At 37.7% G+C, this 11680-nt stretch carries 16 protein-coding genes; 14 read left to right on the top strand and 2 right to left on the bottom strand.

Annotated features, from left to right (window positions below; all coding sequences use genetic code 11):
• From cobJ to BLS22_RS00135, 5 genes are all read left to right on the top strand, one after another.
• Entirely contained in the window at positions 1 to 732 is a 732-nt protein-coding gene (cobJ, locus tag BLS22_RS00120) for a precorrin-3B C(17)-methyltransferase (protein ID WP_090548560.1), read from the top strand.
• Entirely contained in the window at positions 729 to 1490 is a 762-nt protein-coding gene (cobK, locus tag BLS22_RS00125; protein WP_090548562.1) for a precorrin-6A reductase, read from the top strand. The genes cobJ and cobK overlap by 4 nt, the downstream gene beginning before the upstream one ends.
• 37 nt (positions 1491 to 1527) lie before the next feature.
• Positions 1528 to 1677 carry a hypothetical protein gene (locus tag BLS22_RS14895; protein ID WP_176761978.1) on the top strand — a complete coding sequence of 50 codons (150 nt, stop codon included), beginning with the start codon at positions 1528 to 1530 and terminating at the stop codon, positions 1675 to 1677.
• A 182-nt stretch (positions 1678 to 1859) separates the two neighbouring features.
• The gene (locus BLS22_RS00130; protein WP_090548565.1) at positions 1860 to 2048 is read left to right on the top strand and encodes a hypothetical protein; all 189 of its coding nucleotides are present in this window, start codon (positions 1860 to 1862) and stop codon (positions 2046 to 2048) included.
• A 108-nt stretch (positions 2049 to 2156) separates the two neighbouring features.
• The gene (locus BLS22_RS00135; protein ID WP_176761979.1) at positions 2157 to 2342 is read left to right on the top strand and encodes a sigma factor G inhibitor Gin; all 186 of its coding nucleotides are present in this window, start codon (positions 2157 to 2159) and stop codon (positions 2340 to 2342) included.
• Between the two features lie 155 nt (positions 2343 to 2497).
• Here BLS22_RS00135 and BLS22_RS00140 read toward each other — a convergent pair whose 3' ends face one another.
• On the bottom strand, positions 2498 to 2710 hold the full coding sequence (locus BLS22_RS00140) for a hypothetical protein (protein ID WP_090548570.1): 213 nt from the start codon (positions 2708 to 2710) through the stop codon (positions 2498 to 2500).
• 169 nt (positions 2711 to 2879) lie between these two features.
• On the opposite strand from BLS22_RS00140, the gene BLS22_RS00145 reads away from it, so the two are divergent.
• The 8 genes from BLS22_RS00145 (at position 2880) to rsmI (ending at position 9709) form a co-directional block, all read left to right on the top strand.
• Positions 2880 to 4328, top strand: coding sequence for an aminotransferase class I/II-fold pyridoxal phosphate-dependent enzyme (locus BLS22_RS00145; protein WP_090548574.1), 1449 nt, complete (start codon positions 2880 to 2882; stop codon positions 4326 to 4328).
• A gap of 29 nt (positions 4329 to 4357) precedes the next feature.
• The gene (tmk, locus tag BLS22_RS00150; RefSeq protein WP_090548576.1) at positions 4358 to 4990 is read left to right on the top strand and encodes a dTMP kinase; all 633 of its coding nucleotides are present in this window, start codon (positions 4358 to 4360) and stop codon (positions 4988 to 4990) included.
• Positions 4987 to 5316: a cyclic-di-AMP receptor gene (locus BLS22_RS00155; RefSeq protein ID WP_090548579.1), complete on the top strand. Its 330-nt coding sequence runs from the start codon at positions 4987 to 4989 to the stop codon at positions 5314 to 5316. Before tmk ends, BLS22_RS00155 begins: the two co-directional genes overlap by 4 nt.
• Positions 5317 to 5333: 17 nt before the next feature.
• A complete protein-coding gene (gene holB / locus BLS22_RS00160; RefSeq protein WP_090548582.1) occupies positions 5334 to 6317 on the top strand; it encodes a DNA polymerase III subunit delta' in 984 nt (327 codons plus the stop codon).
• Between the two features lie 244 nt (positions 6318 to 6561).
• A complete protein-coding gene (locus BLS22_RS00165; RefSeq protein ID WP_090548584.1) occupies positions 6562 to 7479 on the top strand; it encodes a PSP1 domain-containing protein in 918 nt (305 codons plus the stop codon).
• A 25-nt stretch (positions 7480 to 7504) separates the two neighbouring features.
• Positions 7505 to 8077, top strand: a complete 573-nt coding sequence (locus BLS22_RS00170) for a TlpA disulfide reductase family protein (protein WP_090548587.1) — start codon at positions 7505 to 7507, stop codon at positions 8075 to 8077.
• A gap of 32 nt (positions 8078 to 8109) precedes the next feature.
• Complete coding sequence (locus BLS22_RS00175) at positions 8110 to 8871, top strand: tRNA1(Val) (adenine(37)-N6)-methyltransferase (RefSeq protein ID WP_090548589.1); 762 nt, start codon at positions 8110 to 8112, stop codon at positions 8869 to 8871.
• On the top strand, positions 8867 to 9709 hold the full coding sequence (gene rsmI, locus BLS22_RS00180) for a 16S rRNA (cytidine(1402)-2'-O)-methyltransferase (protein ID WP_176762061.1): 843 nt from the start codon (positions 8867 to 8869) through the stop codon (positions 9707 to 9709). Before BLS22_RS00175 ends, rsmI begins: the two co-directional genes overlap by 5 nt.
• 23 nt (positions 9710 to 9732) lie before the next feature.
• On the opposite strand, the gene BLS22_RS00185 is transcribed toward rsmI, so the two are convergent.
• Positions 9733 to 9978, bottom strand: coding sequence for an AbrB/MazE/SpoVT family DNA-binding domain-containing protein (locus BLS22_RS00185; protein ID WP_090548595.1), 246 nt, complete (start codon positions 9976 to 9978; stop codon positions 9733 to 9735).
• Between the two features lie 281 nt (positions 9979 to 10259).
• Between BLS22_RS00185 and BLS22_RS00190 the strand changes: the two genes are divergently transcribed.
• Positions 10260 to 11678, top strand: a complete 1419-nt coding sequence (locus BLS22_RS00190) for a CCA tRNA nucleotidyltransferase (protein ID WP_090548597.1) — start codon at positions 10260 to 10262, stop codon at positions 11676 to 11678.
• The last annotated feature ends 2 nt before the right edge of the window (positions 11679 to 11680 follow it).

Below are 11680 nucleotides of genomic sequence, written 5' to 3' on the forward strand. Positions count from 1 at the left end.
ATGGGAAAAGTATTTGTAATAGGCATAGGTCCAGGAGGAGAGGATTACATGACTCCGGCTGCCAGGGAAGGAATTATGTCCAGTGACGTTATTATTGGGTACAAAACCTATATTGACTTGATTCGCCCCATCCTAGGGGATAAAAGAGTAATAGACAGTGGCATGAAACGGGAGATAGAAAGATGCAGCCTAGCCATTGATTTAGCAGAGGAAGGACATACAGTTGCATTGGTCAGCAGTGGAGATCCTGGCATATATGGTATGGCTGGGGCAGTACTAGAGGTAAAGGGTGAGAAAAACAGTCCTATAGAAATAGAGGTTATCCCAGGGGTAACAGCCGTAAGTGCAGCAGCTGCTGTACTGGGGGCACCCCTCATGCATGATTTTGCTGTCATTAGCTTAAGCGATCTTTTAACCGATTGGGACGTTATAAAAAAACGCCTTCAGCTGGGGGCTGAGGGGGATTTTGTTATAGCCCTCTATAACCCAAAGAGCAAGGGCAGAGTTACCCAGATTGAAGAGGCTAGGGATATTATGCTACAGCATAGAAAAAAGGAAACCCCTGTAGGTATTGTAAGAAATGCTAAACGAAGGGGTGAAGAAGTTATTATTACTACCTTGGGAGAAATGCTAAATCATTCTATTGATATGCTGACGATGGTGATCATAGGGAATAGTAACAGCTTTATCCAGGATGGCAAAATCATTACCCCAAGGGGATACCATCTATGATTTTAGCCCTATGTGGAACTTCAGAGGGACGGGAGCTGGTGGCAAAGCTTCTTGAAAAGCAGCTAAAGGTCTTAACCACTGTAACGACAGGCTATGGAGCCAAGCTCCTAAGGGAGGGTATGGGGGTGGAGGTTTTGGAGGGAAGGCTGGACAAGGAAAAGATGAAGGCTTTGGTAAACAATAAAGGACTTGAATACATTGTAGATATCACCCATCCCTATGCTGAAAATATTTCTAGACTAGCTATAGAGGTGGCTAAAGAAGAAAAAATCCACTACCTACGATATGAAAGGAAGGCCACCTCCTCTGAAGATAAACATATTCTGTTGGCTAAAGATTTTGATGAAGCGGCAAAATTGGCAAAATCCTTTAGGGGAAACATATTTCTTACGGTAGGCAGTAACCATATACCTACTTTTTTAAGGGAGGTTGATGTCAATAGGTTGGTGGCCAGAGTTCTGCCCCTTTCCACCATTGTCCAAGCCTGTGAAGACCAGGGGTTTACCCCCGACAATCTTATTGCCATGAAGGGCCCCTTCAATGAAGAAATGAATAAACAAATGTTTGAAACCTATAGAGCAGCTGTTATTGTAACGAAGGACAGCGGAAAAGCTGGAGGAACAGAAGAAAAAATAGCTGCAGCAAAAACCTTAAACCTTCCTGTAATTTTAGTAAAAAAACCTTCTATCTCCTATGGAGAAGTTTATGATGATATGGATTCCTTGGTGCATAAAATTGCCTCAATTCGCTCAAAATAAAATGAGGTTTAACTCAGATAAAAAGGAGGCTTTTACCATGAATCAGGAAGTAAATAAGGATATGGCAGCTATGAGCTATGCAAACCTTACGGATGAGCAGCTGAAACAATTAATGTCCATAGAGGATGACATCAACAAAAACCGTCAAGAAAAAGTATTTTTGATGGCCTTTGTAAATAAGCATTAGGAAAAGGGATGTTAATCCCTTTTTTTAGTACCAATTTCCTATACCCCAAAAGTAGGATTCTAGATAAAAATGTAGAATCATTAACAAAACAATAAATTTATGAGGAATTTTACAGCTTACTTGCAGGAAAATCACTTTTTATGGAGAATTTTACCAGTAAGTTCGCTTTGGGGAGTGGTAAAATGTTTAACTTGATTATCAATATAGCTTTTTTAACTATTCTTTTAGTACCTATCGTGATCTTGTTTTTAACCTTTATTAAAATAACAGGAGAAGACATCAGAAAATCCTTGAGCATAAAAAAAGAGAATGCCTTCTATAGCCCCAAGGAGAAAAGACAGGCTATGGAGGGTCTTCGTCGAATAAAATAATATTTTTTCTTCACCTATTTATTAACAATGTACTAGGATGCCGAATAGAATAATAAATATAGGGCTAAAATGAAAATATGGAATTTATCAAAAAGGCTGGTGGATAAAATGGGTGAGGACTTGTACTGTTGTATATGTAACGATGAAACCGGTAGAGGAATTATTTTATTAAACCAATATATATGTAGAAGTTGTGAAAAGGAAATAATAAACACACCATCTGATGAATTAAAATATGAAATTTTCAAACGAAAAATAAAGGATATTTGGATAAGCTTTTTACAGGCGACTTAACAAAGGGACTGATCTTCAGTCCCTTTGTTGCTTTGTCTTCTGTAAAAGTGACGATTCCCAAAGGAAACTACCCTTTATATAAATAAGCAATAGGAAGGTTATACACCTAACCCTTGATCGTCTACTGATGGGGTCATCTACTTTTTACAAAAGAATTATTTCAGCCTCTGTTGTTCTATACCTGTCTTCATGCTATCCCTTAAAATTTCTTTTCTTTGACCATTTACTTCATCAATAGAAATATCCAGCATTGTGGAAATTTCCACATCAGATTTTTTATTGCCATAAGCCTTTACAAGATTTCTTAAATTGGTTATTTTATTATTGATAGAGGCCACCACCTTTAGTTTTTTTAAAAAGGGGCTCAATTTTACATGGCGTAAACAAAAAAATTTCTATAGACAAATACTGTCTATAGAATTATTATTTCAAAAAAAGAATCCCTTTATACTTAAAAAGAAAAAGGAAAAAGCTTTTCTTTTAGCGAAATAATAATGATTAAGAAAAAACAATCTCTATATAAGGAGGAGGATGTTTATGAAATCAACACCCCTTTTAGACAGACTTTTACAGATAGAGGCAGAAGACATTACATCTTTCCACATGCCAGGTCATAAGAATGGAAAAATATTTAAAAAATTTCACTATAAAAACTTTAAACAACATTTAGCCAATATAGATACAACAGAAATAATTGGCACCGACAATCTCCATAAGCCTAAGGAAATTATCAAACAAGCACAAGAAAGAGCCAGTGAGGCTTTTAAAAGTGAAGAAACATTTTTTTTGGTTAATGGCAGCACATCAGGTATTTATAGTATGATTATGGCCGCCACATCTCCAGGGGACAAGATTATTATAGGAAGGAACTGTCATCAATCGGTTATCAATATTACGATTTTAGGAGATTTGACTCCTGTGTACCTTTATCCTGAAATGGATATAGAAAAAGGCATAGCTCTAGGGATTTCACCTGAAGAGGTGGAGAGGAGATTAATAGAAAACCCTGATGCTAAGGCGGTGGTGATTGCTTACCCAACCTACCATGGATTTGCCAGCGACCTTAAAAGAATTGCAGAAATTGTCCATAGTCATGGAAAGATCCTCCTGGTGGATGAAGCCCATGGAGCCCATCTAGGATTAAGCCATAGGCTTCCCATGACAGCCCTAGAATGTGGCGCTGATGCTGTGGTCCAGAGTATTCATAAAACCCTTCCCGCCTTCACCCAAAGCTCTATGCTCCATGTGCAGGGTAATAGAATAGATAGAGAAAAATTAAAATTTATGTTAAGATTACATCAAAGCACCAGTCCTTCCTATATATTAATGGCCTCCTTAGATTTAGCCACCACTATTTATCAAGATTATGGTAGGGAGCTTATGGAGGAGCTGTTGTATCATGTAGAAGTCTTTAAAAATAAAATGAAGGACATAGAGGGTGTGACGGTTTTAGGAACAGAATTGGTGGGAAAGCATTTTATTAAAGCAATGGATACAACAAGACTCTGGATTAGTATGCACCATCAAGGTATTGATGGCTATGAACTAGAGAGAAGGCTTAGAGATAAGTATCGTATCCAAATGGAGCTGTCTAACATTTACGGTGTGTTGGGGATGACCTCTATTGGTAATGATAAAGAAGACTTTGATAGACTATATACTGGTTTGTTGGACTTATCACAACACAAAGAAGACAAAGGAAAAATAGAAAAAATGCCCTTCTTCTCCTACTCTATACCCAAACGGACCTTTACACCGAGGGAGGCCCTATACAAGCCTAAGAAAAAGGTTTTGCTGGAGGACAGCATAGGTCATATTAGTGGAGAATATTTTATTCCCTATCCCCCAGGGATTCCTATCCTTATTCCAGGAGAAGTTATAGAAGAAGAAATGATAAACTATGTAAAGACAATGGTTGCAAGGGGTATGGAGGTATTGGGACTCAAGGATATTACATGTCAGAGGATAGAGATACTTACAGATTAAAAGACAATTAAGAATAATGAGGTGACATAATGAAAAAGGGTTTATTTATATCGATAGAAGGTTTAGATGGATCAGGAAAAAGCACCCAGATCCAGTATATGAAAAGATTTATGGAGGACAAAGGCTTTGAAGTCCTATTGACAAGAGAACCAGGAGGAACCGTCATTGGAGAAAAAATCAGAGACATTATATTAGATAAGCAGCACCAAGAGATGGCAGATACTACAGAAGTCCTTTTGTATGCCGCTTCAAGAGCTCAACACGTCCAACAATTTATTTTACCTGCCCTACAGGAGGGTAAGGTGGTCCTATGTGATAGATTTGTGGATTCCAGCATTGCCTATCAGGGTGGAGGAAGAAAATTAGGCTGTAGCTTAGTAAAAGAAATCAATAGATTTGCAACCCAAGGATTAAAGCCTGACTTAACCATATTTTTTGATATTTCTCCTGTAACAAGCCTGCAAAGGATTAGTTCCAAGGAAATAGATAGATTAGAACAGGAAAAAATAGATTTTCATGAGGCTGTCTACAATGCTTATAAGGAGCTATGTAGGGAGGAACCCCATAGAATTAAAGTAGTGAAGGCTGATAGAGATATTGAAGCCATTAGTAGGGATATACAAGGACTATTAATAAAATTAATAAAGGAGGGAAATCTATGAAACTAGTAATAGCCATCGTTCATGATGAAGATGCAGGAGATCTTATGGAGGAGTTAACCAACAACAAGTTCAGAATTACCAAGCTAGCCACTACAGGAGGTTTTTTAAGGGCAGGGAATACAACTCTTTTAGTAGGTACAGAGGATGAAGAGATTGATAAAGTCATAGCCATTATAAAAAACAACTGTGAATCTAGAAAGGAAATAGCCACTTCTCCTGCACCGGTATCAGGAACAACAGGGGTGTTTATTCCTTACCCCATAGAAGTAACAGTAGGGGGAGCAACGGTTTTTGTGGTAGATGTAGAAAAATATGTTAAGCTATAGAAAGAGTGATGAAACCCATGGCTTTTAAAGCTATATTAGGACAGGAAAGACTTATAGAAAGCTTAAAAGGAGCTTTAAATCGTCAGCAACTGACCCATGCCTACTTGATAGAGGGCCAAAGAGGACTGGGAAAAGCTAGAATTGCCCATGAGCTAGCAAAAGCTATATGCTGTAGAGCTGAAGGGAGGAAACCCTGTAATCAGTGCAATAGCTGTAGAAAGGCAGAACATCAAAGTCATCCAGAAATAAAGTGGCTACAGGAAGAGGGAAGCATCAAAATAGAAGCTATACGGGAGCTTCAGAAGAACTTCCAAATGAAACCCTATGAAGGCACAAAAAAAGTATGGATCATTTCAGATGCCGGTAAAATGACCACCCAAGCTCAAAATGCCCTTTTAAAGACATTGGAGGAGCCACCACAGCATGGAACGATTCTTCTTATCACCACCAATGGCAATAGCTTGCTACCCACCATTACCTCAAGATGTCAGCGACTAAAGCTGTTGTCGGTAGCATTAGAAAAAATCCAAAGCTATTTAATGGAGGAAAAAAATGTAGATGAAAAAGAAGCCAAGGTATTGGCGGCCTTCTCAAATGGTGTGATTGGTAAAGCCCTACAGCTTCTAGAGGATGAGGAGTTTAAGGAAAGAAGACAGAGGATTATGGTCATCACTAGAGATATTGTTGATAAAAAAACCATTTACCTTTTAGAAAATCTAGAATATTTCAATGAAGAAAAAACCAATATAGAGGAAATACTAGAAATAATGACGGGTTGGTATCGGGACCTCCTTATTTATAAGGATACACAAAAAAAAGACCTGGTTATCAACATAGATGCTTTAGAGGAAATTAGCTATCAAACCAGTAAACTTACCTTAAAAAACATAAAGGAAATGCTTTTTATTATAGAGTCAACAAAAAGCAATCTTAAAAGCAACGCTAATTTTCAAATGACTATAGAAGTAATGCTACTGGACCTAAAACAAAAAACACAGTAAGTAGAAATTCCAATAAAGGGAAAAGCTTTACTGATGGCACAATATTAGAAAGTTTGATACAATATGAAATAACACTTAATTCATAAGTAGACAACCGAAAGCTTGGTTTTTAACTTTGGTGTTGATTACTTCGTTTGTTTATCTAGTGGGGGGCTCACCAATACACTGCAGGATCAAAGAATAAAATTTATTAAGAGCAATGGTTACCTTTTATATAGAGATACAGAACTGGGAGGAATTATTAATGGTTACAGTTGTAGGTGTGCGATTCAAAAAGGCTGGCAAAATATATTACTTCAATCCAGGAGAAATACCTGTAGAAAAAAACAATTGCGTTATTGTAGAAACCGCTAGAGGTGTAGAGTTTGGAGAAGTGGTTGTGGGGCCTAAGGAGGTCTCGGAGGAGGATATTGTCGCCCCCTTAAAGGACGTTATAAGAACTGCCACCGAGGAAGACACAAGGCAACACTTTGAAAACAAAGATAAGGAGAAGGAAGCCTTTAATATATGCTTAGAAAAAATAGAGTTTCATCAGTTGGATATGAAATTAATCGATGTAGAATATACCTTTGATAATAACAAGGTGATTTTCTATTTCACCGCTGATGGAAGGGTGGACTTTAGAGAACTGGTAAAGGATCTAGCTGCTATCTTTAAAACCCGTATTGAATTAAGACAAATTGGTGTGAGGGATGAATCTAAAATGCTTGGGGGCATAGGCACCTGTGGCAAACCCTTATGCTGTGCCACTTGGTTAGGAGATTTTGAACCAGTATCTATCAAGATGGCAAAGGAACAGAGTCTTTCCTTAAACCCAACAAAAATTTCTGGTATTTGCGGACGCTTATTTTGTTGCTTAAAGTATGAATATGATATGTACCAAGAAATTCTTGACAAACTTCCAGGAGTGGGTTCTATTGTATTGACCCCCTATGGTGAAGGTACAGTCATTGAAACCAATGTTTTGCTGGAAAAGGTAAAAGTAAAGATAAAGATAAAAAATGGCCAGGACAATTCTGAAGAGTTAAAGGTCTGTAGTATTAATGAAGTTAGCAAAGTTAAAGAAAAAAGAAGCCTTAAAGAACAGCTTGCTCTTCAGGGTCACGTAACTGATGGGTTGTTGGAGGATGAATTACAGCAACTGAAGGAACTGGAGGACTAACTGGTAGTCGAAGGGGTGTTTATCAATGAAAGTAAGAAACAAAGCTTGGATCATGATTATTTTATTAGTGATGGTTTTTGCTGTAATAGGAAGCTTTAATAAAGATCCAGAGCATAAGCCTGGGGATACATCCCCTGTCCTACAAGAGACAGATCCACAGGATGACGGAACAGCTGATGAAGCACAAGAAGAGATAGATGAACAATCCCTTGAGGAAAGTATACCAATAGAAGAAAGCAGACCTAGGGTTTTAGCTTTTTGGGTATCATGGGATGAAGAATCAAAGGAACAATTGGATATACTAGAAAATGCAAATAAACTTTTAGGCCAGGATATTGGTTTTGTAGGTATACACGCCACCTTTTTTGATACAGTAGATAAAGAGGAAGTGATGGCCTATATTAAAGAAAAGGGCTATAGCTTTGAAATCATTATGGATGAAGAAGGAAAAAAAGCCGAAGACTATTATGTAGGAAGCTTCCCCACCACTATTTTTTTAAATGAAAAGGGGGAAGTAGTTGGAGCCTACACCGCCCTTATACAAGAAGACAAAATTTTACAGGAACTAGAAGAAATACTACAAAATTTAACCAATTAAACTTTTATACAAACGAGGTGAAGATACCACCTATGGAGGATTTGTTGAAACAGCAAGAACGAATTGACGATCTACAAGTAAATGGGTTGAAGATTATTCAAAACCCAAAGGGCTTTTGTTTTGGAATAGATGCGGTGTTGCTGGCAAACTTTGTTGCCTTGAAACAAAATGCCAAAGTAGTGGATTTAGGTACTGGTACAGGGATTATTCCCATCCTTTTGGCGGGGAAAAGTAACACCAGCCATATTACTGCCCTAGAAATTCAAGATGAGGTAGCTGATATGGCGAGACGCAGTGTTCAATTAAATCGCCTTGAAAATAGGATTGACATTTTAACCATGGACTTAAAGGAGGGGGAGAAGATATTACCCGTCAATACCTTTGATGTGGTAACCTCCAATCCCCCTTACATGCATCCAGAGGGCCTATTAAACCTAGAGGACACCAAGTCTATATCCAGACATGAGATAAAATGCAGTCTAGAGGATGTTATAAAAACTGCCTCTAGGCTGCTAAAGCATTTAGGACGATTTTTTATGGTCCATCGACCCCAAAGGCTGGTGGACATTATGTACTATTGTAGGCAATATAAGCTGGAGCCAAAACAGCTGCAATTTATCCATCCTACCTACGGTAAAAAACCAAATCTATTATTATTGGAATGCAGAAAAGCCGCCAATCCAGAATTAAAGATTTTAGATCCCCTTTATGTCTATGAGGAAACGGGGAAATACACAAAGGAAATCTACGAGATATATGGTAAAAGGATGTTAGAGGAGGGGAGAGATGATTAAGGGCAAGCTTTACATATGTCCCACCCCTATTGGGAATTTAGAGGATATCACCCTTAGAACCTTAAAGATTTTGAAGGAAGTAGATACTATAGCAGCTGAGGATACCCGTCATACCCTTAAGCTGTTACGACACTTTGACATTCAAAAGCCATTAACCAGCTATCATGAACACAATGAAAAGGTAAAAACCCAACAATTGATTAACAAACTACTGGGGGGAGAAAGGATAGCCCTAGTGTCAGATGCCGGGATGCCAGGCATATCAGACCCCGGAGAAACCCTAATCAAGGCCTGTATAGAAGAGGGAGTGGCTTTCGAAGTACTACCAGGTGCTACTGCTGGGATTCTAGCCCTAGTAGCATCAGGGCTGGATACAAGACAATTTGCCTTTGAAGGCTTTCTGGATCGAGAGAAGAAAAAACGACGACAAAGACTAGAAAAAATACAAATGGAGGATCGAACCCTTGTATTTTATGAGGCCCCCCATCGTATCAAGGATACCCTTAAGGATATGGTGGAGGTGCTGGGAAACCGAAGGGCTGTAGTGGGAAGGGAGCTTACAAAAAAGTATGAGGAATTTTTAAGAAGTACCCTACAGGAGCTGTATGATTATTTTCAAGAAAACCCTCCTAAGGGGGAAATGGTTTTAATCTGTGAAGGTATTAGTCAAGAAGAAATGCTACAAAATGAAAGGGAAGCCTTTGAGGCCCTCTCTATTAAACAGCATATCCTTTCCTTTATAGAAGAGGGCTTGGATAAAAAAGAAGCCATTAAAAAGGTTGCTAAGGTGAGAAAAATCCCTAAATCAGAAGTATATAAAGAAGCCATAGACATTTAAGTCTATGGCCTCTTCTTAACATATTATTGACTTTGTCCTAGGGCATCAATACATCCTTTACATACATTTTTACCTTTATGTACAGTGATATCCGTAGCATTACCACAGAAAACACAAGCAGGTTCATATTTTTTCAATAAAACACTTTCACCATCTACATAAATTTCTAAAGCATCCTTTTCTGCAATGTTTAATGTACGTCTTAACTCAATAGGAAGTACAATTCTTCCCAATTCATCTACCTTTCTTACAATACCTGTTGATTTCAATTTTTTTCCTCCTTTAATAAGTTACCCTAAATCTAAAGACAGCTTCCATTATAATTATACAAATTTCGACATTATGTAATACATATTAGCAAATATTCCATAAAAAGTCAATTGTAAAAATTTGCAAAAGATTGTCAAAATTTTAACCACTATTGGATAACTTTCATGAATAATATATACTAAAAGTATTACAAGTACAACAACAATCCGTAAAAAATATCAATAGAAATAAATTTTTAAAGAATAGTCTATATAAAACTAGAGTTTTAGGAGCTGATAAAATGAATACCGCTGTCTCCAAAATCCTTCAATTAAGTAAACAATTAAATATAGATGTATATTTAGTGGGGGGTGCAATACGGGATTTATTGTTAAACAGAAGAATAAAAGACTTTGATTTTACAGTTTTCAATGGTCACAAACAATTAGCCCATCAAGTTGCAAAAGAGATGGAGGGAAGCTTTATAGAGCTAGACCCTGAAGGAGAAATATATAGAGTGGTGTTAAAGGATGGACTTGTACTGGACTTTAGCCAAATAAAAGGAGAGACTATAGAAGAAGATTTATATCAAAGGGATTTCACCATCAATGCCATGGCCTATTCCTTAAAAAATCCTTGGCCATTAGTACCAGATAAGATCCTAGATCCCCTTCAAGGAAGAGAGGACATTTATAAAAAGCTTCTTCGACATGTAGAAGAAAATATCTTTAAAGAGGATCCCCTCAGGATGCTTCGAGCTGTTCGGTTGATGTCTCAGTTGAATTTTGACCTCCATAGAACTACAAGGGATCTCATTAGGACAGAAAGCAGTAGGATAACGGCAGCAGCAGGAGAAAGGATTACGGAGGAGCTGTTTCAAATCCTCAGTGAAAGGAAAACCTACCACTATTTTAATCTAATGGATAAACAATTAAATTTACTGGAAAAAATCTTCCCTGCAATCAGGGAGATGAAGGGAATTGGTGAATGCCAATATCATGTGGTGGATAGCTGGACCCACTCGATTTATACCATGAAGGCGGTAGAGGGCTACATCTATGCCCATGGATTCTTTGAAGATCATATTCGACAAGCCTACGAAGAGCATACTAAGGAAATCCTTGCTGGTGACCGCAGTCGACTACAGTTGTTGAAGCTAGGATCTATTTTTCATGATGTAGGAAAGCCATCGGCTAGAAAGGTGGACAGCAAAGGCAGGGTTCGTTTTAAGGGACATGAAATAACGGGAGCAGAGATTATCAAGGAATACGGCAACCGATTAAAGCTAAGTGTTAAAGAAAAGAAAATATTATATAAATATATAGCCCTCCATATGTGGCCCTTAGTCCTCTATAAAAAAAATGATGTAAGTGGTAAAGCCCTCTATAAGATGTTTAATGAAACAGGGGAGGAAACCTTGGATATCCTCTTAATTGCTTTAGGAGACATCGTGGCTACTAGGAGGATATTACACCCTAAGGAAGAAATGGGTATGTTTAAGATACATATAGAGTATATTGCCAATAATTATCTAACCCGTTATAGGCCTATAGCCAACATCACCTCTATCATTAAAGGCAGAGAAGTAATGGAGGTTTTGGATATACCAGAAGGAGTAACAGTGGGGAAAGTGCTGGAGGAGATAAAAAAAGCCATTTATTTTGGAGAAATCCCCCCTACAAAGGAAGGGGCTATCAATTATATAAAAGAAATTTACTAAAA

The sequence above is a fragment of the Natronincola ferrireducens genome (assembly GCF_900100845.1).
GTDB classification, from domain to species: domain Bacteria; phylum Bacillota; class Clostridia; order Peptostreptococcales; family Natronincolaceae; genus Natronincola_B; species Natronincola_B ferrireducens.